This is a genomic window from Vreelandella sp. DA03-1M, from assembly GCF_055725665.1.
Genome location: NZ_CM146798.1, coordinates 2,508,652 through 2,531,901, shown reverse-complemented (window position 1 = coordinate 2,531,901; position 23,250 = coordinate 2,508,652). Strand labels below are relative to the sequence as shown.

Annotated in this window: 23 protein-coding genes; 17 read left to right on the top strand and 6 right to left on the bottom strand. The window is 51.2% G+C overall.

All coding sequences use genetic code 11. The features are described 5' to 3' along the window. Positions 1-160: 160 nt before the first annotated feature. From guaD to xdhA, 4 genes are read right to left on the bottom strand one after another with little or no spacing between them, the layout of a single operon-like run. Positions 161-1,480: a guanine deaminase gene (gene guaD, locus ACXUPB_RS11815; protein WP_472952555.1), complete on the bottom strand. Its 1,320-nt coding sequence runs from the start codon at positions 1,478-1,480 to the stop codon at positions 161-163. Between the two features lies 1 nt (position 1,481). Next, the gene (gene xdhC / locus ACXUPB_RS11810; RefSeq protein WP_472952552.1) at positions 1,482-2,351 is read right to left on the bottom strand and encodes a xanthine dehydrogenase accessory protein XdhC; all 870 of its coding nucleotides are present in this window, start codon (positions 2,349-2,351) and stop codon (positions 1,482-1,484) included. After that, a complete protein-coding gene (xdhB, locus tag ACXUPB_RS11805) occupies positions 2,348-4,771 on the bottom strand; it encodes a xanthine dehydrogenase molybdopterin binding subunit (RefSeq protein WP_472952550.1) in 2,424 nt (807 codons plus the stop codon). Before xdhB ends, xdhC begins: the two co-directional genes overlap by 4 nt. Continuing rightward, the gene (gene xdhA / locus ACXUPB_RS11800; protein WP_472952548.1) at positions 4,755-6,212 is read right to left on the bottom strand and encodes a xanthine dehydrogenase small subunit; all 1,458 of its coding nucleotides are present in this window, start codon (positions 6,210-6,212) and stop codon (positions 4,755-4,757) included. Before xdhA ends, xdhB begins: the two co-directional genes overlap by 17 nt. A 189-nt stretch (positions 6,213-6,401) precedes the next feature. On the opposite strand from xdhA, the gene ACXUPB_RS11795 reads away from it, so the two are divergent. Then, on the top strand, positions 6,402-7,064 hold the full coding sequence (locus tag ACXUPB_RS11795) for a TetR family transcriptional regulator C-terminal domain-containing protein (protein ID WP_472952547.1): 663 nt from the start codon (positions 6,402-6,404) through the stop codon (positions 7,062-7,064). A 7-nt stretch (positions 7,065-7,071) separates the two neighbouring features. After that, the gene (hrpB, locus tag ACXUPB_RS11790) at positions 7,072-9,516 is read left to right on the top strand and encodes an ATP-dependent helicase HrpB (RefSeq protein WP_472952544.1); all 2,445 of its coding nucleotides are present in this window, start codon (positions 7,072-7,074) and stop codon (positions 9,514-9,516) included. Positions 9,517-9,538: 22 nt separating this feature from the next. Here hrpB and ACXUPB_RS11785 read toward each other — a convergent pair whose 3' ends face one another. Then, positions 9,539-9,757, bottom strand: a complete 219-nt coding sequence (locus ACXUPB_RS11785; protein WP_472952541.1) for a hypothetical protein — start codon at positions 9,755-9,757, stop codon at positions 9,539-9,541. Between the two features lie 134 nt (positions 9,758-9,891). Between ACXUPB_RS11785 and ACXUPB_RS11780 the strand changes: the two genes are divergently transcribed. The 5 genes from ACXUPB_RS11780 (at position 9,892) to ACXUPB_RS11760 (ending at position 14,591) form a co-directional block, all read left to right on the top strand. Further along, positions 9,892-10,131 (top strand): DUF2970 domain-containing protein, encoded by a 240-nt coding sequence (locus ACXUPB_RS11780; RefSeq protein ID WP_472952539.1) that lies wholly within the window; start codon positions 9,892-9,894, stop codon positions 10,129-10,131. 127 nt (positions 10,132-10,258) lie between these two features. Further along, positions 10,259-11,374: a cytochrome c oxidase subunit II gene (coxB, locus tag ACXUPB_RS11775; RefSeq protein WP_472952537.1), complete on the top strand. Its 1,116-nt coding sequence runs from the start codon at positions 10,259-10,261 to the stop codon at positions 11,372-11,374. A gap of 48 nt (positions 11,375-11,422) precedes the next feature. Further along, complete coding sequence (ctaD, locus tag ACXUPB_RS11770; RefSeq protein ID WP_035555494.1) at positions 11,423-13,057, top strand: cytochrome c oxidase subunit I; 1,635 nt, start codon at positions 11,423-11,425, stop codon at positions 13,055-13,057. A 41-nt stretch (positions 13,058-13,098) separates the two neighbouring features. After that, complete coding sequence (locus ACXUPB_RS11765) at positions 13,099-13,734, top strand: cytochrome c oxidase assembly protein (protein ID WP_035555511.1); 636 nt, start codon at positions 13,099-13,101, stop codon at positions 13,732-13,734. Next, on the top strand, positions 13,731-14,591 hold the full coding sequence (locus ACXUPB_RS11760) for a cytochrome c oxidase subunit 3 (protein ID WP_035555514.1): 861 nt from the start codon (positions 13,731-13,733) through the stop codon (positions 14,589-14,591). Before ACXUPB_RS11765 ends, ACXUPB_RS11760 begins: the two co-directional genes overlap by 4 nt. A gap of 5 nt (positions 14,592-14,596) precedes the next feature. Here ACXUPB_RS11760 and ACXUPB_RS11755 read toward each other — a convergent pair whose 3' ends face one another. After that, on the bottom strand, positions 14,597-14,788 hold the full coding sequence (locus tag ACXUPB_RS11755) for a DUF2909 domain-containing protein (RefSeq protein ID WP_035555517.1): 192 nt from the start codon (positions 14,786-14,788) through the stop codon (positions 14,597-14,599). Between ACXUPB_RS11755 and ACXUPB_RS11750 the strand changes: the two genes are divergently transcribed. The 10 genes from ACXUPB_RS11750 (at position 14,787) to rplT (ending at position 23,217) form a co-directional block, all read left to right on the top strand. Next, positions 14,787-15,509, top strand: a complete 723-nt coding sequence (locus tag ACXUPB_RS11750) for an SURF1 family protein (protein ID WP_179916403.1) — start codon at positions 14,787-14,789, stop codon at positions 15,507-15,509. The two genes, ACXUPB_RS11755 and ACXUPB_RS11750, sit on opposite strands and share 2 nt — an antisense overlap. Positions 15,510-15,511: 2 nt before the next feature. Then, the gene (locus ACXUPB_RS11745) at positions 15,512-16,021 is read left to right on the top strand and encodes a hypothetical protein (protein WP_179916402.1); all 510 of its coding nucleotides are present in this window, start codon (positions 15,512-15,514) and stop codon (positions 16,019-16,021) included. 32 nt (positions 16,022-16,053) lie between these two features. Continuing rightward, positions 16,054-17,103: a COX15/CtaA family protein gene (locus tag ACXUPB_RS11740; protein WP_179916401.1), complete on the top strand. Its 1,050-nt coding sequence runs from the start codon at positions 16,054-16,056 to the stop codon at positions 17,101-17,103. Positions 17,104-17,116: 13 nt separating this feature from the next. Continuing rightward, a complete protein-coding gene (gene cyoE / locus ACXUPB_RS11735; protein ID WP_179916413.1) occupies positions 17,117-18,034 on the top strand; it encodes a heme o synthase in 918 nt (305 codons plus the stop codon). Between the two features lie 123 nt (positions 18,035-18,157). Next, positions 18,158-18,625 (top strand): DUF2489 domain-containing protein, encoded by a 468-nt coding sequence (locus ACXUPB_RS11730; protein ID WP_035555533.1) that lies wholly within the window; start codon positions 18,158-18,160, stop codon positions 18,623-18,625. A gap of 335 nt (positions 18,626-18,960) precedes the next feature. Then, positions 18,961-19,830, top strand: coding sequence for an OmpA family protein (locus ACXUPB_RS11725; RefSeq protein ID WP_179916400.1), 870 nt, complete (start codon positions 18,961-18,963; stop codon positions 19,828-19,830). Between the two features lie 218 nt (positions 19,831-20,048). Beyond that, positions 20,049-21,971, top strand: coding sequence for a threonine--tRNA ligase (gene thrS, locus ACXUPB_RS11720; RefSeq protein WP_035555538.1), 1,923 nt, complete (start codon positions 20,049-20,051; stop codon positions 21,969-21,971). Between the two features lie 60 nt (positions 21,972-22,031). Then, entirely contained in the window at positions 22,032-22,523 is a 492-nt protein-coding gene (infC, locus tag ACXUPB_RS11715) for a translation initiation factor IF-3 (protein WP_007114346.1), read from the top strand. Positions 22,524-22,605: 82 nt separating this feature from the next. Beyond that, entirely contained in the window at positions 22,606-22,800 is a 195-nt protein-coding gene (gene rpmI, locus ACXUPB_RS11710) for a 50S ribosomal protein L35 (RefSeq protein WP_007114345.1), read from the top strand. Between the two features lie 63 nt (positions 22,801-22,863). After that, positions 22,864-23,217 (top strand): 50S ribosomal protein L20, encoded by a 354-nt coding sequence (rplT, locus tag ACXUPB_RS11705; RefSeq protein WP_078087679.1) that lies wholly within the window; start codon positions 22,864-22,866, stop codon positions 23,215-23,217. Positions 23,218-23,250: the final 33 nt, after the last annotated feature.

Below are 23,250 nucleotides of genomic sequence, written 5' to 3'. Positions count from 1 at the left end.
CGCAGAAAACCCAGCCATCCGGCTGGGTTTTTTGTTGCCTGGAAGAAAAGCACTACCGTGTCACCTTCCTCTGTCATGGCGAGGAGCGCAGCGACGTGGCCATTTCGACTTTCGGTGGCAACGGTCATCGCGAGCTGAAGCTGCCACCGTTGCACTGTGATTAGATGGTATCTCTACGATGCTGGCACTGCCCACCAGCCCATGTTTCATAAATAGCGCGATCATCCGCCAGCATCATTAACGCGAATAACCGCTCGCCGAGCGTGGTGCAATGACTGATACGTCGAGAGAGTAGCGATGTTGCCTGGGTGTCAATCACCACAAAGTCAGCCTCAAGTGAGGGAGCTAACTGACCGATGTGGCTATCCAGCGAGAGTGCTTTTGCATTCCCCATGGTTAACCCATAAAAACCTTGCCATGCAGTAAGAGGCTGCCCTCCAAGTTGACCCACTTGATAGGCTGCTTTAAGCGTTCCAAATCCCGATAAATCAGTGCCTGCACCGATGTCGCTGGCAAACGTATATGCCATGCCCGTCTGTTTGGCTGCTTCCCGGTCGAATAACCCGCTACCCAGGAAAAGATTGGAGCTGGGACAAAAGGCAATATTGGCGCCGCGATCCGCCAAGCGCGTGCGCATGCCGTTATCAAGATGAATGCCATGGGCGAATGTGCTACGGGGGCCGACTAAGCCTGCCTCTTCATAAACGGCCAAATAGTCGCGACTGCCTGGAAACAGTTCGGCTACCCAGTCTAGCTCACCGCTGTTTTCAGCCAAGTGTGTCTGTAACCAAAGGGTTGGGTCATTACGTAAGAGGGCACCGGCAGCATCCATCTGCGTTTTGGTCGATGTAGGCGCAAAGCGCGGTGTGACGCTATAGCCCAGTCGGCCATTGCCGTGCCAATCTTCAATAAGTCGTTCGCTGTCAGCAATGCCAGATGCACCGTCCATCAGCGCCTCTGGCGCATTACGATCCATCAATACCTTGCCCACCAGCATACGCAACTCACGCTTTTGACAGGCAGTGAAAAAGGCGTCCACGGAGCCAGGGTGGCTAGAGCCAAACACCTGGGCAGTGGTAGTGCCCGCACGTAGCATCTCATCCAAAAAAGCATTAGACAGGGCTTCTGCATGGGCATGATTAGCAAAGCGACACTCTTCCGGAAAGGTATAGTCGTTTAGCCAGTCAAGTAGTTGACGGCCATAAGAAGCCATGATATCCAGCTGCACATAGTGCACGTGGGTATCGATAAACCCCGGCATAATCAGTTTGTTACGATAATCGAGAACGTCGGCCCCTTTGGGTAGCAAAGGTGAGAGTTCGGTGAAATGGCCAACGGCATGAATATGCTGGCCTTTCAACCAGAGCAGCCCGTCGCCGTAATGCTCTAAGCTGCCCGGTTCAGGTGTATTGCCATCGCCAGGGTCACGGGCAAAGCTAATCAATTCGGCACGAATAAACGTATCAGTAGAAGAATTCATATTAACTCGGGGTCGTCGGGGAGTCGGTCATTAGCGTTCGCACTGCCTGGGAGTCAAGGCCGCGGTTTTCTTGCGAGGAGGGCGTGTCCGTTAGCCAAAGCAGTTCAGCCACCACCGTTAAAGCAATCGCATAGGGCGTTTTATTACTCAGCTTAGTGGCGTGGATGCGCCCGATGGGGCATCGCACCCGCGCAATTTGATCGGCGGAGTAACCATCGCGCTTCAGGCGTCCTTCAAAGCTTGCCCATTTGCTGTCCGAACCAATCAGCCCAATCGATGCGATATCATCGCGCGCGATCAGCGCTTTGATCAACGCATAGTCTTCGTCATGGTTATGCGTCAATACCAGCGAATGGGTGTCTGCAGGCAAGGCGGCGACACTTTGCTGCGCATCCTGGAGTGAATAACAGCTAAGTCGTGGCTGCTGCTGTTCGGCAAACGCATCGCTACGGCTATCGTACCAGTGCAACTGCCAGGGCAGCGGCGCACTTAGCTTTACAATTTGCTGCCCTACGTGGCCTGCACCAAAGATCGCAATGTGCGTTGTAGTGCCTGGAAAGGCTTCCAAAAGGATATTAACGAACCCACCACAGCACTGACCGCTTCGTCCGCCCAGAGAAAAGGCTTCCAAGCTGATGCCGTAGCGCTGTTCTGTCAAACACGCACGTGCAGCGCTAATGGTTTGCCACTCAAAGGTACCGCCACCCAGCGTATCGAAGATATCATCGTCGGTGATCACCATGCGTGCGCCAGGCTCGCGGGGTGTTGAGCCTGCGCTGGTCACTTGAGTGGCTAGTACATGGGGTATGCCATCGCGCTGTAAGCGGTGTAGCGCCGCATGCCAGCTTTCTGGGTGTTGACTAGAACTCACAGCACTTTCTTCCTGATCGCGTTGGCTGCCAGAATGACCCGCTCCGGCGTGGCCGGTGTATCTAAGTGGGGAGAGATGGCGTAATCAGTCAGGCTCGATAGCGCATCACGCAGTGCCGACCAGACGCAAATACCCAGCATAAAAGGGGGCTCACCCACGGCTTTTGAGCGGTAGAGACTGGCCATGGAGTTAGGGTGCCCCTCCAGTAGCGCGACATTGAAGATAGGCGGTAAATCGCCAAAGGTAGGGATTTTATAGGTCGCTGGACCATCGCTGACCAGCACGCCTTTGTCGTTCCACTTAAGCTCTTCACTGGTCAACCAGCCCATTCCTTGAATAAAGCCGCCCTCCACCTGGCCAATATCAATGGCGGGATTTAGTGAATCTCCCACGTCATGCAAAATATCGACACGGTCTACCTGATACTCCCCGCTCAAGGTATCCACGCTCACCTCTGCCACTGCCGCCCCAAACGCGTAGTAGTAGAAGGGTCGGCCTTGACCCACTGAACGATCATAGTGAATAAGCGGTGTGGCGTAGAAACCTTTTTCAGATAGCGATATGCGATTGAGGTAGGCTGTTTGCACCAACTCACCCCAGGGTATGCGGCGCTCGCTCTCGCCGAACCCGGCCACTAGCATGCCATCTTCCAGGCGCATTCCTTCGCGATCCAAGCCCTCTGAATAGTGCGCGGCGGCAAAATCAAACAGGCGTTCTCGCAGCTTGCTGGAGGCATCCCGTGCAGCCATACCGTTCAAGTCAGCACCGCTGGAGGCAGCGGTAGGGGAGGTATTGGGGACTTTATCGGTTCGCGTAGCGGTAATGCGTACCTTCTCCAGATCCAGGCCCAGCTCGCGAGCCACCACCTGACAAATTTTAGTATGTAGACCTTGGCCCATCTCGGTACCGCCGTGATTGATCATCACGCTGCCGTCGGTGTAAACATGCAGAAGAGCACTCGCCTGATTAAGATGCTGGGCGGTAAACGAAATGCCAAATTTAACCGGGGTAAGTGCCAGTCCTTTTTTAATCACAGGGCTGGTGGCGTTGAAGTCACTGACCGCTTTGCGCCGTGTCCAGTAATCGCTGTCGCTTTCGAGGGTTTCAACGAGTGTATGGAGGAGTTGCCGCTGGTCGACCTGCTGGCCATAGTGGGTAACCTCGCGACCATCGCGGTAGAAATTGCGCTTACGAATAGTCAGCGGGTCTTCACCAATCTGGCGGGCAATATCGTCCATGGCCGCTTCGATAATCATCATTCCCTGAGGGCCACCGAAGCCCCGAAAAGCTGTATTGGACGCGGTATGCGTTTTTGCACGATGACCCGTGACCTGTGCTTCACCTAACGAGTAGGCATTGTCGGCATGAAACATAGCGCGATCAACGATGGCGTCGGAAAGGTCAGGCGAGTACCCACAATCACCGATCACGGTGATCTCGCCACCTTGAAGCACACCCTGAGAGTCAATCGCTAACCGATAGCGGTTATGAAAAGGATGACGTTTGCCTGTTGCGCGCATATCTTCGCTGCGAGGTAAACGGAGTCGAACCGTTTTACCCGTGCGGCGGGCAATAATGGCAGCGATGCATGCCCAGGGAGAAGCCTGCGTCTCTTTGCCTCCAAAGCCACCGCCCATACGACGCACTTCAACGGTTACGGCATGAAAGGGAATATTGAGCACCTCCGCCACCAGCTTCTGGGTTTCGCTGGGGTGCTGGTTGGAGGTATGGACGACAACGCCTTCATCCTCGGTGGGATGAACCACGCAGGCCTGGCCTTCCAAATAGAAGTGTTCTTGACCACCGACGAATAGCTCGCCCTCAATCAGCTGTTCCGCTTGATCAAGCGCCTGCTGCCAATCGCCACGGGTCTGCACATGGGTAGGGCGCACAAACTCTTCACGCTCCGTCGCGGCCACCGGGTCTAAACTGGCAGGCTGCTCATCGATGCTAATGGCGGCTAACTTGACGGCACGGCGAGCCGCCTGCAACGACGTTGCGGCAACGGCGAACAGGCATTGGCCTGCGTAGCTGATCGCTTGATCGACAAAAATGGGATCGCCCGGAAAAACCGGCCCGATATCGGTATGCCCTGGCACTTCATGAAAGGTAATCACATCGACTACCCCCGGTGCCTCTTTCACCTTGCTGAGATCAAGCTGCGTTAAGGTGCCGTGGGCGACGGGAGATAGACCAAGCGCCACATGCAGGGCGTCGGCGGGCAGTACCAAGTCGTCAATATAAGCGGCCTTGCCGGTAACGTGCTTTTCAGCACTCTCGTGAAAACTTGCGCTTCCCGCCTGTCGCTGGCCACTACTGTCTACCGTATGGCGCGCTAAGGGGCCAGAGCCTTGAATGTGGTCGTGTAGTTCACGGCGGGCACGGCTGCTATCGCCGTCCAGTTTAGTGAGCGTACGCATGGAGCATCACCTCATGGTCGGGCGCTGAGAGAGAAAGATAGAGACGTTCAAACAGGTTCTTGGCGGCTTGCTGGCGATAATGCTGACTGCCCCGCACATCACTCATGGGCTGGAAGTCGTCATCGAGTGCCTGCTGAGCGGCGCGAAAAGCTTCCGCAGTTAAGGTGCTCCCTTCGAGCGCTGCTTCAGCAGCTTTCGCGCGCTTGGGAGTAGCGGCCATTCCCCCAAAAGCGATGCGTACATCGTGCAAGGTACCTTGTTCAATGCGGTAGCTAAAGGCACCGAGTAGCGCAGAGATATCATCTTCACGGCGCTTGGATAACTTCCAGACGCGTAGGTGACTGTCCTCAACCGGCTGCGGAATGAAAATCCGCGAAACGACTTCATCAGCCGCCAAAGCGGTCTTTTTGTAATCGAGAAAGAAATCCTCCAGCGCTAAGCACCGCTTGCCGTTGGTGCTGGCAATTTCTACCTGAGCACCCAAGGCAAGTAGCACGGGTGGCGTATCACCAATAGGAGAGGCATTGGCGATATTGCCACCCAGCGTTCCCCGGTTACGGATCTGCTGAGAGCCTAATCGGTGCAGCAGATGAGCAAAGGCGGGGAAGTGCTCTTCAAACAGTGGTTCAAGCTGAGTATAGGTGACCCCGGCGCCAATCCACCAGCCAGGTTGTCCTTCAAACGTTGTCGCTTCTACTGTTAACAGCTCGGCAACGCGAGAAACATCAATCAACTGATCAAGCGAAGCCAAGCGCTGCGTGCTTTCCAACCAAAGGTCCGTGCCTCCTGCCACCAAGCGTGCCTGAGGGGCTTCTTGGCGCAGCCGTGTTAGGGCTGTCAAGGAGAGAGGCTGGGCAAAAAAAAGCGTTTTCGCTGTAGTGTCTGTTATTTCAGCATCATTTTCTGACGTTGGCAGCGCCGCGTCTTGCCATTGGGGGCGCTCATAGGACATATCATTCATGCGCAGCGCAGCATCCCGAATAGGGCGATAGCCCGTGCAACGGCACAAGTTGCCACCCAGGGCTGCTTCAAGGCGTTCTGGGGTTAGCGGAGCAGGCCGCTGGGTAAGGTCGTTATGCAGTGTGAAAAGTGACATAACAATACCCGGCGTGCAAAAACCACACTGGCTACCATGGCATTCGATCATCGCTTCTTGGGCTGGGTGCAGACGTCCCTCTTTAGCTAGCCCTTCAACGGTGACTAAATGCCTACCCTGAAGTTGATGGGCTGGTGTGATACAGGCGTTGGCACTGGTAAACGTGTGGGTGTCAGCGTTTTGCTCGCCAATTGCTACGGTACAAGCACCGCAGTCACCCGATGCGCAGCCCTCTTTGGTGCCTGTTAACGCCAAATGCTCGCGTAATAAGGTTAAAATGCTCGTGTTCGGTGAAACCTCACACTGGTGGGGGGCACCATTGAGCAGGAACGCAATCGTTGCCATGCCAAACTCCACTGTTGTTGTATAGACCGGGATTGTGCTGACCGATCGGTCAATATAAGTTGAGCTTGAGACAAAATGATCTGCCTTGCAAGTATTTGATCGCTGCACGGGAGTGGGGCAAGCTTATGCGAAATGCCTCTATTTGGGGCAACAAGCCTACCCGCCGACGCTTATTAAGGGACATTGTAAATGACCGCTGTATCCGTCACTCATGAAAGCCCCAGCCGTGAAAAAGTTGAGACAAATATTCTGATGGCCGCTGAAGAAGTGTTTTCTCAGTACGGTTACCGTGGAGCGAGCTTGCAAGTGATCGCTGATCGGGCTGGTCTCCCTAAGGCTAATATTTTGTACTACATGGGAAGTAAGCAGGCGCTTTATGTGCGACTGCTTAACCGTATGATGCATCGCTGGAACAAGGTGCTTGAAGATATTACCCCGGAGAGTGATCCAGCAACTGTGCTGAGTGATTTTATCCGCGCCAAAATGGTGCTTGGTCAGCGCTACCCCGAAGGCTCAAAACTGTTTGCAGCGGAAATTTTAGCCGGCGCTCCCTTCTTGAGTGACTATCTGGCCGGTGAACTGCGTGAGTGGGTGGCTTCTCGTGCCGCGATCATTCGGCAGTGGTCTGCGCAAGGTAAAATGGACGCCGTCGACCCCAAGTGGCTAATCTTCTTAATTTGGTCTGCTACCCAGCACTACACTGAATATAGCGCTCAGGTAAGCGGTATTTTAGGCCGAGATGCATTAACTGAAGAGGATGTTGAATCAATTTCAGCCTTTCTTGAGCACGTTATCCTAAAAGGGTGCGGAATCACTCAGGCGAGTACTAAAGCTCACTTGGTGGAAAAGTGAGTGTTAAATGAGCGATTTGCCGATTGATCAGCATCTTGATCACGTTAAAAAAGTCCTGGTTACCAACAATCGTCTGATGCTGATTGCCCAGCCAGGTGCTGGCAAAACTACCCGTGTCCCGCTTGCTCTGCTTACGGCCGATTGGGTAGAAGGGCAGAAGCTGCTTTTGCTAGAGCCACGGCGAGTCGCCGCGCGATTGGCGGCTAACTATATGGCTCAGCAGTTAGGCGAAAAGGTCGGTCAGACAGTGGGCTATCGCATGCGCGGCGATAGCTGTGTTAGCGCGCAAACTCGCTTAGAGGTCGTTACTCAAGGGGTGCTTACTCGCATGCTGCAGGATGACCCGCTGCTGGAAGGCGTGGCCGGGATCATCTTTGATGAATTCCATGAGCGAAGTTTAGACGCCGATGTAGGGTTGGCGCTTACGCTGGATGTGCAAAGCAGTATTCGTGACGATTTACGCCTGCTGGTAATGTCGGCAACGCTGGATATCAAGGCGCTCAGGCGAGTGTTAGGGGAGAAGGTGCCCACCATCGAGTGTCATGGTCGTCAGTATCCGGTGACAACGCTTTATCGTCCTTCTTTAAATAGCGAAGAGAGTGTTAGCCATGCTCTGCGCGTAGTCAATGAAGCGCTTTTAATGCCTGATACGCAGGATGTATTAGTGATCTTGCCGGGCGTGGCCGAGATAAATCGGCTAGTACAAGCGTTGGAAAGGGCGCTACCAGACCTCGCGATACGACCGCTGCACGGTAGGATGAGTATCGCGCAGCAACAAGCGGCATTAGCAGCAAACACTTCACAACAGCGTATTATTGTCTCCACTGCGATTACCGAATCTAGCATTACGGTGGATGGCGTCAATGTAGTGATTGACGGTGGCTTAGAGCGAGTGCCGCTTTTTCAGTCGCGCACGGGCCTAACGTGGTTAACCACACGACGAATCAACCGTGCTAGCGCCGACCAGCGGCGGGGTCGCGCAGGTCGGCAACGGGAGGGCGTCTGTTTTCGGCTCTGGGCTCAAGAGCAGCCGTTAACCGCTTACGGTGAGCCAGAAATTCAGCAAGCGGAACTCTCATCGCTGGTGCTTGAACTGGCGTGTTGGGGGGTTGCATCGCCCAAAGAGCTGAGTTGGGTGACGCTGCCGCCAGAAAGTGCCTGGCGCAGTGGGCAAGCGCTTTTAGTGCAGCTTGGTATATTAGACAAGCAACACAGGCTAACCCCCTTGGGCAGTCGCTGTGCCCACTGGCCAGTCGAACCACGAATAGCCGTGATGCTGGGGCGTGCTGCAGAGTTTAATGCTGTTCCCCTGGCTTGTGGGCTAGCAGCCCTACTGGAGGAGAGTGACAGCTCAGAGCGCTCGCTGCATGATGCGTTAGCAATCCGGCTCAGTCAGCCTAAACGTTTCCCGCAATGGCAGCGCGAAGCCCTTAGGCTTGCTAGGAAAGCAGGGGCCGTGCTTGATGAAGCCATAATGCAACCGCTTGGGCCGCTCTTGGCACTGGCATACCCTGAGCGCATCGGCCAGTTAATAGAGCCAGGTAAGTTTCGACTAGCAAATGGCAAAACCGCTACGCTGCCGTTAAATGAGCCATTGGCACATCAATCTTTTTTAGTGGCCGCCGTGTTAAACAGCGCAGCAGGGGACCAAGTGCGCATTATTGCTGGCGAGCAACTACCCCTTGCCTCACTGCTTTCTCTATATCCTGGGATTAGCCTCTGGCAGCCACGCGTAACATGGTCGCAAGAGCAGGGCCGTTTAATCGGTGAAGAGGTGCAGGCGCACGCTAACCTTATTATTGCCAAACGACCATTGGCGAATTTGCCGGAAGAAACCGTAAAAGAGGCGCTATTGGATGCTTTACGTCAGCAGCCCAGGCGGTTGTTTGGCAAGAAGCATCAACAGTTGCTCGGGCGTATGGCGCTGTTACGCGCCAACCTGGGGGAGCAATGGCCCGATTGGTCGGAGCAGGTACTGTTAGCCACATTAGAGAGTTGGTTAGCTCCCTACTTGATTGGTATAAATCGACTGAGCGAAATTGAAGCATTGCCTGTAGAGCGTTACTTGCTTGATTCACTCTCCTGGGAACAGAAAAGTGAGTTTGATCAATTGGCACCTCAAACGCTTGAAGTGCCCAGTGGGAAAGTGATTATGTTAGATTATGTGCCTTGCCTTTGCCAATGCCCGCCAGTTTTAGCTATGAAGCTGCAAGAGGCCTTTGGTTGGCGGGTAACCCCTACCGTCGTTAATGGCGGCGTTGCCGTAATGATTCATCTGCTTTCACCCGCGCGTAGGCCGCTACAGGTCACCCAAGATTTAATGAGTTTCTGGCAAAATGGCTACCCAGAGGTACGCAAAGAAATGCGCGGTCGCTATCCTCGGCATCCCTGGCCAGAAGATCCTTTGACCGCAACGGCGACTGCGCATACAAAACGGAAGATGGACAAATAGCCTGACCGTTTTGCCGTCATGCTTATTCGCTGCGCTTTTCTGGGATCTCGTTCGGAATACGATAGCGTACCCTTTCTACCTGTTCTTCTTCGTAGCGTTTATTTTCTTCTTCTGGCACCACACCGATTACGGTTTCCTGTGAGCCGTCGGGCCAGGTATACGTCGTACAACCTGTTAGCAGCAGTAATGGGAAAATAGCCAATAGGCTTTTAGCTGATAGGCTGGGAAGGTGCTTGAACATGAGTCACTCCATTGGGTGGCGCTTGATCCTGGGGGAAATTAGTATCGCATAATCAGAACTATAGATTGCCATTTACCTGCCTGTAAATGCTTAGATTTTTTCCGTTTATCCAAACGTAATACCTTTGTCTGTCTATGATAATGAATGTTAACCATGAATCCTCAATGTGCGTTGTTACACCAGCCCTAATCGGAGGTTTTATGTGGTCAGTGGTGAAGTCAGTATTAGCGGCCTTGCTTGGGGTCCAGAGTAACCAAAAGCGACAGGAAGACTTTAGTAGTGGCAAGCCTGCAGCGTACATTGTTACTGGGGTAGTCATTACATTGCTGTTCGTTTTGGTGCTTATCGTTTTGGCAACGTTTGCTGCCCGCTGAAAAGCGTTGATAGCGTTAAGTAAGCAAAGCGTGACGAATGGCACATATTTTCTATACTGCTAATATCTCATTTAGTTCTGCCCTCATCTAAAGGCAGGAGATAACAACAATAAGTCAGGAGGTTTCTATGCGATCAGCGTGGCGGTGGCTGTTAGTCATTACCCTTTCTGCGAGCGGGTCGCAGGCTAATGCCAATGATTGGAATATGCCTGTTGGTGTAACCGATGTTAGCGCCGATATCTTTGGCCTTCACATGACGATTTTTTGGATATGTGTTGTCATCGGCCTCGTAGTGTTTGGTGCTATGTTTTACTCCCTGTTTCGCTACCGCCACTCCAAAGGCGCCAAAGCCGCCAACTTTCATGAGCACACCAGTGTAGAAGTGCTTTGGACGGCTATTCCTGTCTTGATTCTGGTTGGCATGGCTGTCCCTGCTACCGCAACGCTAAAAAATATGTACGACTCTTCAGATGCAGAGCTAGATGTCATGATCACGGGACAGCAGTGGCGTTGGCGTTATGAATATCTGGGGGAGGATGTCGCTTTTAATTCGAATATGAGTACCCCTCGGACTCAAATCAGTGGCGCTGAGACGCGAGGAGAGCACTATTTATTAGAAGTGGATGAGCCGCTCGTGCTACCTATCAATCGTAAAGTGCGTTTTTTGATGACATCAGATGACGTTATTCACTCATGGTGGGTGCCTGACTTGGCGGTTAAACAAGACACAATTCCAGGCTTTATCAATGAAAATTGGGTAAAAATCAATGAGCCTGGTATATACCGTGGGCAGTGCACGGAGCTTTGTGGTGTCAATCATGGGTTTATGCCCGTTGTGGTCCATGCAATGGAAGAAGAGGAGTTTGAGGGTTGGCTTGCCAAGCGCAAAGAAGCGGCTGCAGAAGAGGCAATGGGAGTCGATCGTGAGTGGGGTATGGAAGAGCTAGCGGAACGTGGTGAATCAGTTTACCAAGCAATCTGTTCTTCTTGTCACCAAGCTGAAGGGCAGGGTTCGCCCCCCGCTTTCCCGGCGCTGGCAAATAACCAACAGCTTATAGAAGATGTAGATTGGCATCTCGATAAAGTAATCAACGGTGTTTCGGGTGCTGCAATGCCAGCTTTTCGTAGCACCTTAAATCCAGTGGAAATTGCTGCTGTAGTAACTTATACGCGAAATGCTTGGGGTAACGATACGGGAGATGTGGTGCAGCCTTCAGAAGTAGCTGAGTTAATTGCCCAATAATGCTGATGCGCCACTTATTTAGACAACTACAATATTTCGGAGAGTATCATGTCGCCCAAACTGCCCCCTCAGCCACATGTGCAACATAGCACTACCGCCGTCGCCGATGGGCAAAGCCATGCCCATCCTGCGCCGCCGAAAGGTATATTACGCTGGTTATTGACCACAAATCATAAAGAGATTGGCTCTCTTTACCTGATTTTCTCACTAACAATGTTTTTTGTTGGCGGTATCTTTGCCTTGGTGGTGAGGGCCGAGCTTTTCCAACCGGGTCTCCAGTTAGTCCAGCCTGAATTTTTTAACCAGATGACCACGATGCATGGTTTGATCATGGTGTTTGCCGCCGTAATGCCGGCATTCACTGGGTTAGCTAACTGGATGATTCCGCTGCAGATCGGCGCGCCAGACATGGCGCTACCTCGATTGAACAACTTCAGTTTCTGGCTGCTTCCGGTTGCCTTTACGCTACTGCTTTCAACTCTTTTGATGCCAGGTGGCGGTCCAAATTTCGGCTGGACTTTTTATGCGCCGCTATCGACCAACTATGCGCCTCCCTCTACGACCTTTTTTATACTTTCATTACACCTTGCGGGCATCAGTTCGATATTAGGGGCAATTAATATCATCGCAACTATTTTAAACATGCGTGCACCGGGCATGCGTTTAATGGATATGCCGCTTTTTGTCTGGACCTGGTTAATTACGGCCTTTCTGCTGATCGCGGTAATGCCGGTTTTAGCGGCAGTTATCACCATGATGCTTATGGATATTAATTTTGGCACAAGTTTCTTTAACGCGGCGGGTGGGGGCGACCCAGTTCTATTTCAGCATCTCTTCTGGACGTTTGGCCATCCTGAAGTGTACATCATGATCCTGCCCGCCTTTGGTATTGTCTCTGCGATCATACCAACTTTTGCACGAAAACCGTTGTTTGGTTATGCATCAATGGTTTATGCCACAGCGGCGATTGCGTTTCTATCGTTTTTGGTCTGGGCTCATCATATGTTTGTGGTAGGGATGCCTTTAGTAGCAGAGCTGTTTTTTATGTATACAACGATGCTGATTGCCGTACCTACTGGGGTGAAAGTGTTTAATTGGGTCACTACGCTGTTTCGTGGCTCAATCAGTTTTGAATCGCCGATGCTATTTGCCCTTGCCTTTGTCGTGCTGTTCACTATTGGTGGCTTTTCAGGGCTAATGTTGGCGATCGCGCCTGCGGATTTTCAATATCATGATACTTACTTCGTCGTTGCCCACTTTCACTATGTGTTAGTCCCTGGGGCCATCTTTGCCATCATGGCAGGTGTTTATTATTGGTTGCCGAAATGGACAGGGCATTACCCTAACGAACGGCTTGCCCAGTGGCATTTCTGGTTTTCGATTATCGGTGTCAACCTAACCTTCTTCCCCATGCATTTCGCTGGGTTAGCCGGTATGCCGCGCCGTATTCCCGATTATGCTCTTCAGTTTGCCGACTTTAACTTACTTTCCAGTATTGGTGCTTTCTTCTTTGGCGCCTCACAGTTGCTATTTGTTTTAGGCATCATCCTGTGCGTTCGGGGAGGTAAAAAAGCGCCAGCAAAAGCTTGGGAGGGCGCGGAAGATTTAGAGTGGACAGTCCCTTGTCCCGCACCCTTGCACACCTTTGAAACACCGCCGGTTTTTCATCGTACTTCCCATTAAAAATGACATAAACCACACAGGCCAGTAGGCCCAGAGGTGTTATGGAAAGTCGAGAGCAAAACCAAGTAGGCGTGCGTCGAACAGTTATTAGAACAATGGCTGTGCTAGTGGGTATGTTCGCCTTTGCGTTTGCGCTAGTTCCGTTGTATGACGTGTTTTGTCAAATTACCGGCATCAATGGCAAGGTTGATGCTACGGCACAAAGTATCGTGCACGAAGAGGTAGATGAGTCCCGTTACATTAATGTGCAATTTATAACGCGGGGCAGCCCAGGCTTACCGTGGCAGATGAGCGTTGAAATGCATCAAATGAGCGTGCATCCGGGGCAAACGGCAGAAGTCGACTTTACGTTTACTAATAATAGTCATAAAGAAAGTTGGGGGCAGGCAGTACCTAGCGTTTCCCCTTCAAATGCAACGCGCCATTTACGCAAAGTAAGCTGTTTCTGTTTTGAAGAGCAACAGTTGCAGGGTAATGAGCGCTTGACGATCCCGTTAGTGTTTCAGTTGGCGCGAGATCTTCCAGCAGATATTAATACCATCACGCTGGTGTATACCCTGTATCCCATTGAACGTGCGATACAGACCGCCTCACTGAATAATATAATCAATCACGGTGTTAAGAACGATCCCAAAAACGAAGCAAAGAACAATAACGCGGCGGGAGAAACGATATGAGCAGTGGTAGCTATTACGTTCCAGCGAGTAGTCGGTGGCCTGTTCTCGGTTCGGTGGCACTCGGTGCAATGATGGCCGGAATCGGCATTAAGCTCGTGTACGATACTGGGCTGCCGCTGGTTTTAATAGGCGTGTTGGGCATAGTGGCTGTGATGGGGCTATGGTTTCGGGATGTGATCAGTGAGTCTCGTGGTGGGCTTTACGATGCTCAAATGGATCGTTCGTTTCGCTGGGGCATGGGTTGGTTTATTTTTTCAGAAGTCATGTTTTTCGCCGCTTTTTTTGGGGCGTTGTTTTACGTAAGGATGTTCACCCTTCCTTGGCTGGGTGGTGAGGGCGCTAAAGGGGTTTCAGCGTTACTGTGGCCAGATTTTGTTGCTACATGGCCCCTGCTGAACCCACCCGATGCTTCAATTGCTGGCCCTCAACAAGTTTTTAGCCCCTGGCAACTTCCTCTCGTTAATACGCTAATTTTGATCACTTCAAGTATCACGCTAACAGTTGCCCATGAGGCTTTAAAAGTCGGTTACCGGCGGACATGTCGTAACTGGCTAACCGGTACCGTGCTATTAGGGTGCTGCTTTATAATGATTCAAGGCATTGAATATTATGAGGCTTACGCGCATTACGGTATTACATTGGAAGCCGGTATTTTTGGCGCAACGTTCTTTATATTGACCGGCTTTCATGGGTTGCATGTGATTATCGGCACAATCATTCTTGCCACCATGTTAGTACGAATAGTGAAAGGCCATTTTGCCGATGAAAATCATTTTGGTTTTGAAGCCTCATGTTGGTATTGGCATTTCGTTGATGTGGTATGGGTTGGACTCTTTATTTTCGTTTACGTTTTATAAATTGCCTAGCCTAGCTGGCCGGACCAAAAGCCAAATATGATGAGAATCATTAATAAACAAGCAAGTCCGATACGCCATTTAAGAGACACAAGCAAGCGGCGAGACGAAGAGTGATCACGCAGCAAAAAGCCAGCTCCCATGGCGAGGCTGATAACCATCGCTACGAATACAGCGGCAATGAGTAGTTGTAACCACATGATGAAAACCTCTCGACAATGGCGTTTTTATAGCTGGTGTTTTTTCTGGAGTTTGGTGGTGGCATTAGGCGCCTATTTAGGACTATGGCAGTGGGAGCGGGCAGATGACAAGCGATTAGCATTGGCCGTTCGCGAAACGGCACCTGCATTGGTACAACCTACCGTGCAGCCAGCCCAAGGAGCAGAGGTAACCCTACGGGGTGAGTACTTGGCAGAGCATACCCTCTATTTAGATAATCGGACTGTAGAGGGAAGGTTAGGGGTAGCAGTACTAACGCCACTGCGTGATAGCTTCGGTCAGCTTTGGTTGGTGCAGCGAGGCTTTTTAGCAACGGGGCCTCATCGTGACCCACCCCAAGCCACTACTCCAAGTGGCAGTGTTGAGTTGACCGGTGAGTGGCAGGAAGTACAAGAGGGCGGGCCACTATATGGAGAAAATAGAGAAGGTGTCAGGTTGCAGCAGTTAAGTCTTGAACCTTGGCGTGCTTCGTTAGGGTCGTTTAGCTATGCGGGCTGGGTGCATGCTAGTGAGGGCGATGGCGTTCTGATTCCTTGGTGGGAAGCCAGTGTTATGCCGCCCAGCCGGCATATAGGGTATGCGTTTCAGTGGTGGGGGCTGGCCCTGGCGGCCCTGGTGGTAATGTTTTTTGGGGGGCGAAAATTGCGTTGCGATGCAACTCAAGAAGAGTCGTTACTGAGTAAAAATAAGCAGGGTGAATAAATATGCAGGAAGCTAAATATATCCGGCGCCAGCGGCTCAAATTAATGCTGATCTTTGCGATATTCGCGGCTCCCGTGGTTGCTGCCTGGGGAATGGTCGAGTTCCGTATTGGCATCCCCGATCACCATACGGCACATGGTGATGTAGACCTGGCATTACCCGCTCTTCATGAATGGCCATTAACAACGTCTGCCGTGAGTGAAGAAGACAAATGGATTCTGGCATTTGACTGCACCCTGCAGTGTGAAACTCGCCAGGATGAATTGTGGCGGCTACATCGTGCTTTAGGACGCGAGGCGCCAAGATTAACGCGTTTGCGCATCGGCGGGGGGCTTGAACCATTGCCGGGCGAAGTGACTAGTGAGTGGCAGCGTTTTCCTTCATGGCGAAAAGAAAACTCAGTGTGGTTGCTCGATCCTACAGGACGACCGGCGTTAGCATTTGATGAAAACGTCGCGAGCAAATACGTGCTTGACGATATACAGCATCTTTTTAAAGTAAACCCTCTATGAAGCGCACTAATCTTTGTTGTTAAGGAAGCATCATGCCCGATTCCTATGAGCGCCGCTTACGCTGGTTAGTGCGATTAACGTTAATAGGTACCCTGTTTACCGCAGTGGTAATGCTGGTTGGTGCATGGACACGGTTAGTCGATGCTGGTTTAGGCTGTCCTGATTGGCCAGGTTGCTATGGAAAGCTGCTGGTCCCCGATAGCGATCATGCCACCCTGCGCCATCCCGATGTGCCGTTAGAACCGTTTAAAGCGTGGGTGGAAATGGCCCATCGCTACATCGCTAGTTTGCTAGGGCTGGCGGTAATAAGTGTTGTCGCGCTGGGTTGGCCATTGCGTCAACGGTCAGGTTACCCATGGCGGCTAAGTTTGACGCTCTTAGTTGTTATTATATTGCAGGGTGCCTTCGGTGCTTTCACGGTTACGCTACAACTCTGGCCGCAAGTCGTCACTCTCCACCTTTTGGGTGGGCTGAGTGTATTACTACTGTTCTTTTGGTTACACCTACACTTACGTCGTGCTCGTAAAAAATCCATAACTGAACCGCGCCGAACCAATGCCTGTTGGGGTATTGCGGCATGCTTGCTGGTGGTGCAGTTAGCGTTGGGTGGGTGGGTGACTAGCAACTATGCAGGCATCGCTTGCCAAGGATTCCCTACCTGTAATGGTCAGTGGTGGCCTGAATTAGATGTAAGCGAGGGTTTTCATGTTACCCAAACTGTTGGCCCTAATTATTTACATGGGCAGCTACATGCTGATGCACGCACTGCTATCCACGTTGTTCATCGCTTAGGCGCACTCATGTTAGGAGCCGGGTTGGTTGCGCTTTGGTTACGATATCGGCATTGGCAGAATGTCGCTAGACCTCTAGCGATTGTGGTTTCTCTATACATGCTGCAAGCTATTTTAGGTGTCGCTAACGTATTGTTATGGCTGCCTTTATGGCTTGCGTTGCTACATACGGCAGGGGCCATTGCACTCTCTGTTGGTCTGGTATGGGCTTGGTGGTGCTGGCGTTACAATGAAGCTGGCGCTTTTTCAAAGAGCTCTAATCTGTTTTATCGCAACGTTATTGCTGACTAAAGAAGGGGAGCGCATGCGAAATATAACAATGACACTACCTTCAGCTCTGCCTTCAATGGTGTGGGGGTGGAGAGAATTGCTTGGGCTCTGTAAAATTAAAGTAGTGGTTGTCATGTTAGTGTGTGCTGCCGTGGGGATGGCATTGGCAACCCAAGGCCTACCACCACTGACGAAAGTAATTATTAGTTTGGCCGGTATCGGTTTAGCCTCTTGTGGTGCAGCTGCTTTAAATCATGTTATTGACCGCCATTTGGATGCGGTAATGACACGAACTTCTTGTCGTCCAGTGGCGAGTAAACGGCTACCCGTGACAATCGCGTTGTCTTGGGCGTGCTTGCTTTCTGTTGCAGGTGTTACGCTATTAGCTTGGCAGGTTAATGTTTTAACAGCTGCGCTAACCTCTGCTTCTTTGATTGGTTATGCATTGATTTATACTGCTTTTTTAAAGCGGGCTACGCCCCAAAATATTGTTATTGGAGGTGTGGCTGGCGCGGCACCACCATTGCTAGGTTGGGTTGCCATTACTGGTCAAGTATCTTCTGAGCCGCTGTTGCTAATGCTGATTATTTTTGCCTGGACGCCGCCGCACTTTTGGGCACTGGCGATTCATAAATGTGATGATTATGCACGAGCAGGCATCCCAATGTTGCCTGTTACCCATGGTCTTCCGTTTACACGGCTACAAATTTGGTTGTATGGCTGGTTAACGGTATTGACCACTCTACTTCCGGTAATGATCGGGATGAGTGGGGTGCTTTATTTAGTCATTGTGATAAGCCTGAATGCGCGCTTTATGTTTTGGAACTGGCGGGTTTGGCGCGGTCACGATGCTACTGCACCTATCGGCGCTTTCTGGTTCTCAATTCGCTACTTATTAGGCGTTTTCAGTGCGCTATTACTTGATCATTACGCTGCGGCGCTTGCTTGGTGATCCGAAGACAAGTTGGACAGGTATGCAGTAAGAGGAGAAGCAAGCCTAGGTGCTATTGGTAAAATAGTGGTATAAAGGTGTACAATTTTCGTCAAGCAATTTATCCGCTTAATGAGGAGTTTCATGAGCTCAACGGTAGCGCTGGTATTACTCGCCGTAGCGATTGCAGTCATTGTAGGGCTGTGTTTCTACGCATGGTCGTTGCGCAAAGAGGTAAGTCGTCGAGAAGCTTATCGGCGCGATGAGGACGCTCGCGCCCAACAAAACAGTCTAGAAAATCTTGATTATGTCGCGAGTGCTTTGGTTCAGGAGCAGGTCGATATCACTGAAGGGGCTTGGCGGTGTAAGGTTCTACTTGAAATCATTGATCCTAGCTTAACGGAACGAACTGAATTTAAGGCTTTTGCTGAACACTATAGCCGCACTCAACATCTAAATACGCATTCCGCCCGGCAACAGTTGACTGCTCGAGAGCGTATGCAGGAAGACAAAGAACGGGTGATGGCAGAAAATGATTTACGCGAATCCGTATTGGAAGCTGCCCAAGCAGTATTAAAATGGCGTGCGAAAGGCAAAAGTGCGTTGCATTAACTATTAATTTTGAGCGGTTTTAACCGCCAAAATTGCATAGCAAGCTAATTTTCAGTGCCGATTGCGGCAATTTTGCTATGCTGAGTGATGTCGGTATTGGCAAGAAGTTGATATCTTGGCATTGTTGCCTTCTTGCGCTTAAGCGTTAATGATAGGCACACCGTTCTGTATCGTTTGGGTGTTGAGTGATTGGTACGTCACTAATCGTACTGGTAGCTTGATACCAACCGTAGCGATCTGGAACAGGCGAAAAATGGATGCTCTCGCAATAAGAAGCATTGGATAGATTTGGTCACTTATGGCCATTTCAGCATTGGATCAAGAAGGAGTCTTGCATGAAAAAATCAACGACTGGCTTGCTAATCGGTTCCGCACTGGTAGTAGGTCTATCTGGCTGTGCCAGCTCGGCCTCACAGTCCTCCAGCCAATCAAGCGCTAGCAGCGACGGCAGCTGGTACCAGCATCCGTTTGTTTGTGGTCTAGCTGGCAGTGTTATCGGTGGCAGCATTGGCTACGCCACCAGCAGTAGTTCTGATGAAGAAAGCGGTGCTGCTACCGGTGCTGTTGCCGGTGCTGCTATCGGCGGTCTGCTATGTGCTGATCGTACTCCTGAACCGGTTGCTCCTCAGTGCCCGAGCTATGGTGAAGTACCTGCAGGCGTTGCTGTTGACGCTGAAGGTTGCCCGCTAGACTCCGACGGTGACGGCGTGCCGGACTACCGTGATCAGTGCCCAGGCACTCCTGCCGGCGTGGAAGTTAACGCTAATGGTTGCCCGCTTGATTCCGATAATGACGGTGTTCCAGATTACCGTGATCAGTGCCCGAACACCCCTGCTGGCGTAGAAGTTAACGCATTGGGTTGCCCGGATAGCGTCGTTCTGCAAGATGTTAACTTCGAGTTTGATTCTGCTCAGTTAACCTCTAATGCTCAGAATGTATTGAACGGTGTTGCTGAGCGCTTGGTCAGTAACCCTGATGTTCGCGTAAGCATCGAAGGCCACACTGATTCACGCGGTTCTGACGAGTACAACAAAAACTTGTCACAAGAGCGTGCTCAATCAGTTGCTAACTACTTGGTAAGCCGTGGCGTAGAAGCTAACCGTATGCGTGCAGTAGGTTACGGTGAAGAGCAGCCGATCGCGTCTAACGAGACTGAAGAAGGTCGCTTCCAGAACCGTCGCGTTGAATTGGATGAGTGGAACTAAGTTCACTTATCTTCTGAGGTTTGTAGACGACTTGTAAATGGTTAACTGCAATCCACAGGTACAGAAACGGGAGGCATATGCCTCCCGTTTTTATTTTAAGCGGTAGGTAACTCTGCTAATCTTGTCGCTGTTTTTAGTGGGACTTTTGCACCCTCCAAGACCATTGATAGCGAAATGTGATCCTTGGTATGGATCACCACTGCGCTCAAGGAACATGAATGCCTATTGTTACTCTGCCCGACGGCAGCCAAAAAACGTTTGAAGCACCGCTGACCATTATGCAGCTTGCAGAATCCATTGGCCCTGGTTTGGCTAAGGCCTGCATCGCTGGAAAGATCGATGGTGTGCTGGTAGATGCCGCTGACCTGATTGAGCGGGACGCAGCGGTGGCGATAATTACTGCCCGTGACGCTGAAGGGCTGGAAATTATTCGCCACTCCTGCGCTCACCTCATTGGTCATGCGGTTAAGCAGATGTACCCCGAGGCCAAAATGGCCATTGGGCCTGTTATTGAAGATGGTTTCTACTACGATATTGAGTTTGGTCAATCCGTTACACCGGAAGACCTGGAAGCTATCGAAGCGCGTATGCAGTCACTGATCGAGCGTGAGTACGATGTGGTGCGCGAGTATGTTGATCGTGACCAGGCAATGCTGACCTTTTTGCATCGTGATGAGCCCTACAAACAGGAAATTGTTCGCGATATCCCTGATGATGCGACGATCCGGCTTTATCATCATGAAGAGTACACCGACATGTGCCGCGGGCCGCACGTGCCTAATACTCGCCACTTAAAAGCCTTCAAGCTCACTAAGCTGGCAGGGGCCTATTGGCGTGGCGATGCTGCCAATACCATGCTGACGCGTATCTACGGCACCGCATGGGGCGACAAGAAACAGCTTAAGGCTTACGTCAAACGTCTTGAAGAGGCGGAGAAGCGCGATCACCGTAAATTGGCGCGTCGGCTGGATCTCTTCCACATGCAGGAAGAGGCGCCGGGAATGATATTTTGGCACCCTAACGGCTGGGCGCTATGGCAGCAGATCGAACAATATATGCGAGGCGTTTATAAAGAGGGTGGCTACCAAGAAATTCGCTGCCCTCAGATAATGGATGTATCGCTTTGGAAAAAGTCAGGACACTGGGATAACTACGCAGACGGAATGTTTTTTACCGAGTCAGAAAAGCGTGAGTATGCCCTCAAGCCTATGAATTGCCCTGGTCATGTTCAGGTATTTAATTCTGGCTTACGTAGCTATCGCGAGCTCCCCGTTCGTTTTGGTGAGTTTGGCGGTTGCCACCGGAACGAGCCTTCAGGCGCTTTACACGGTATCATGCGCGTTCGTGCATTTACTCAAGACGATGGTCATGTTTTTTGTACCGAAGCTCAAGTTGAGCCAGAAGTAACTGACTTTCATCGTCAAGCGTTGAAGGTGTATAGCGACTTCGGCTTTGAAGATATTGCTATTAAAATTGCTCTTCGCCCCGAAAAACGCATTGGTAGTGATGAGGTTTGGGACCGGGCAGAAGATGCGCTGCGTAGTGCGTTAAAAACTTGTGATGTCGAATGGCAGGAACTTCCTGGCGAAGGCGCGTTCTATGGCCCCAAGATTGAATACCATATGAAAGATTGCCTGGGACGCGAGTGGCAAGTGGGTACTATGCAGGTCGACTTTATGATGCCAGAGCGACTTGGTGCCCAATATGTGACTGAAGAGGGGCATCGGAAGCCGCCAGTGATGTTGCATCGTGCTATCGTTGGCTCTATGGAGCGTTTCATTGGCATCTTGATTGAACATTATGCAGGCGCTATGCCATTATGGCTTGCGCCACAGCAGGCAGTCGTCATGACTATCACCGATTCACAGCGTGAATATGCGCTTGATTTGGAGAGCCGTCTGCAAAAAAGTGACTTACGTGTTAAAGCGGACTTGAGGAACGAGAAGATCGGCTTTAAAATCCGTGAGCATACGTTACAGAAAGTTCCCTATCTCCTTGTGGTAGGAGATAAGGAAGTCGAAGCTGACTCAGTGGCCGTGCGAACACGCAGCGGCGAAAACCTCGGTACAATGACGGTCGATGAATTTATTGAACGCCATACTGCCGAGAGAGCAGCCCTGGCGACATCGTCAATTGCCTAAGGAGACGGAACGATCAAGAGAAGCAACCAGCGCGGGCGTCCAGCAGACAAACGCCCACCAATGAACGAGCGAATTGTCGAAGAAGAAGTACGTCTTATTGGAAGCGACGGTGAGCAGTTGGGTGTCGTGCCCACCACCGAAGCGCTAGAGCGTGCTGAATCCGAAAGCTTAGACCTCGTGCAAATTTCGAATGCCGATCCCATCGTCTGCAAGATTATGGATTACGGCAAGTTCGTTTTTGAGACCAAGAAGCAGAAAGCGGCTCAAAAGAAGAAGCAGAAGCAAATCCAGGTTAAGGAAGTTAAATTCCGTCCTGGCACCGATGAAGGCGATTATCAGGTCAAGCTTAAAAACCTGACGCGCTTTTTGGAAGGTGGTGACAAGGGCAAAGTCACACTGCGCTTCCGTGGTCGTGAAATGGCGCACCAGGACATCGGTCGTAAGCTGATGGAAAGGATTGCGGCAGACCTGGAAGAGATCGGAGCGGTAGAGGCATTTCCTAAAATGGAAGGCCGCCAAATGATCATGATTATTGCCCCGAAAAAGAAGTGATCCAACGGCTTTGTCAACGGGCCACCGTTAAACAGGTGGTCGGCCCTGGGTTTTCTAAAAAATATCGAGCGGAGTTGTCCTCATGCCGAAAATTAAAAGCAACAGTGGCGCTGCCAAGCGCTTCAAGAAGACTGCTAATGGCTTTAAGCACAAGCAGTCGCATCGTAGCCACATCTTGACCAAGAAAACGACCAAGCGTAAGCGTCAACTGCGTGGAATGAAGCAAATCCACGCGTCTGACAAAGCACTTATCCAGCGTATGCTGCCGAATCTATAAGTCGGGTTTTCGTTTTTCTGGGTGCATAATTTTTTGCCCCAGCCTTAAAGTCAGGAGTGTGTTATGACTCGAGTTAAACGTGGCGTAGTAGCGCGTCGTCGCCATAAAAAAGTATTGAAGCTTGCTAAAGGTTACTACGGTGCCCGTTCACGCGTTTTCCGCGTTGCTAAGCAAGCCGTTATTAAAGCTGGTCAGTATGCCTATCGTGACCGTCGCAACCGTAAGCGCCAGTTCCGTGCGCTATGGATCCAGCGTATCAACGCCGGTGCACGTATCAACGGTATGTCTTACAGCCGCTTTGTAGGCGGTCTTAAGAAAGCCGGTATCGAAATCGACCGTAAAGTATTGGCCGATTTGGCAGTACACGAGAAGGCTGCATTTGCTGCCATCGTGGAAAAAGCCAAGGCTGCCCAATAAGGTAGTTTGTACTGGGCTTTTGTCCGTACAACG

Bases quoted from the DNA above. Each gene is read 5' to 3' on its own strand.
- rplT (WP_078087679.1), top strand. From the start codon at position 22,864: ATGACTCGAGTTAAACGTGGCGTAGTAGCGCGTCGTCGCCATAAAAAA.
- ACXUPB_RS11725 (WP_179916400.1), top strand. From the start codon at position 18,961: ATGAAAAAATCAACGACTGGCTTGCTAATCGGTTCCGCACTGGTAGTA.
- guaD (WP_472952555.1), bottom strand. From the start codon at position 1,480: ATGAATTCTTCTACTGATACGTTTATTCGTGCCGAATTGATTAGCTTT.
- ACXUPB_RS11745 (WP_179916402.1), top strand. From the start codon at position 15,512: ATGCAGGAAGCTAAATATATCCGGCGCCAGCGGCTCAAATTAATGCTG.
- rpmI (WP_007114345.1), top strand. From the start codon at position 22,606: ATGCCGAAAATTAAAAGCAACAGTGGCGCTGCCAAGCGCTTCAAGAAG.
- ACXUPB_RS11795 (WP_472952547.1), top strand. From the start codon at position 6,402: ATGACCGCTGTATCCGTCACTCATGAAAGCCCCAGCCGTGAAAAAGTT.
- coxB (WP_472952537.1), top strand. From the start codon at position 10,259: ATGCGATCAGCGTGGCGGTGGCTGTTAGTCATTACCCTTTCTGCGAGC.
- ACXUPB_RS11765 (WP_035555511.1), top strand. From the start codon at position 13,099: ATGGAAAGTCGAGAGCAAAACCAAGTAGGCGTGCGTCGAACAGTTATT.
- ACXUPB_RS11750 (WP_179916403.1), top strand. From the start codon at position 14,787: ATGATGAAAACCTCTCGACAATGGCGTTTTTATAGCTGGTGTTTTTTC.
- hrpB (WP_472952544.1), top strand. From the start codon at position 7,072: ATGAGCGATTTGCCGATTGATCAGCATCTTGATCACGTTAAAAAAGTC.
- ACXUPB_RS11740 (WP_179916401.1), top strand. From the start codon at position 16,054: ATGCCCGATTCCTATGAGCGCCGCTTACGCTGGTTAGTGCGATTAACG.
- xdhB (WP_472952550.1), bottom strand. From the start codon at position 4,771: ATGCGTACGCTCACTAAACTGGACGGCGATAGCAGCCGTGCCCGCCGT.
- ctaD (WP_035555494.1), top strand. From the start codon at position 11,423: ATGTCGCCCAAACTGCCCCCTCAGCCACATGTGCAACATAGCACTACC.
- ACXUPB_RS11785 (WP_472952541.1), bottom strand. From the start codon at position 9,757: ATGTTCAAGCACCTTCCCAGCCTATCAGCTAAAAGCCTATTGGCTATT.
- ACXUPB_RS11760 (WP_035555514.1), top strand. From the start codon at position 13,731: ATGAGCAGTGGTAGCTATTACGTTCCAGCGAGTAGTCGGTGGCCTGTT.
- cyoE (WP_179916413.1), top strand. From the start codon at position 17,117: ATGCGAAATATAACAATGACACTACCTTCAGCTCTGCCTTCAATGGTG.
- thrS (WP_035555538.1), top strand. From the start codon at position 20,049: ATGCCTATTGTTACTCTGCCCGACGGCAGCCAAAAAACGTTTGAAGCA.
- ACXUPB_RS11780 (WP_472952539.1), top strand. From the start codon at position 9,892: ATGATAATGAATGTTAACCATGAATCCTCAATGTGCGTTGTTACACCA.
- ACXUPB_RS11730 (WP_035555533.1), top strand. From the start codon at position 18,158: ATGAGCTCAACGGTAGCGCTGGTATTACTCGCCGTAGCGATTGCAGTC.
- infC (WP_007114346.1), top strand. From the start codon at position 22,032: ATGAACGAGCGAATTGTCGAAGAAGAAGTACGTCTTATTGGAAGCGAC.
- xdhA (WP_472952548.1), bottom strand. From the start codon at position 6,212: ATGGCAACGATTGCGTTCCTGCTCAATGGTGCCCCCCACCAGTGTGAG.
- ACXUPB_RS11755 (WP_035555517.1), bottom strand. From the start codon at position 14,788: ATGTGGTTACAACTACTCATTGCCGCTGTATTCGTAGCGATGGTTATC.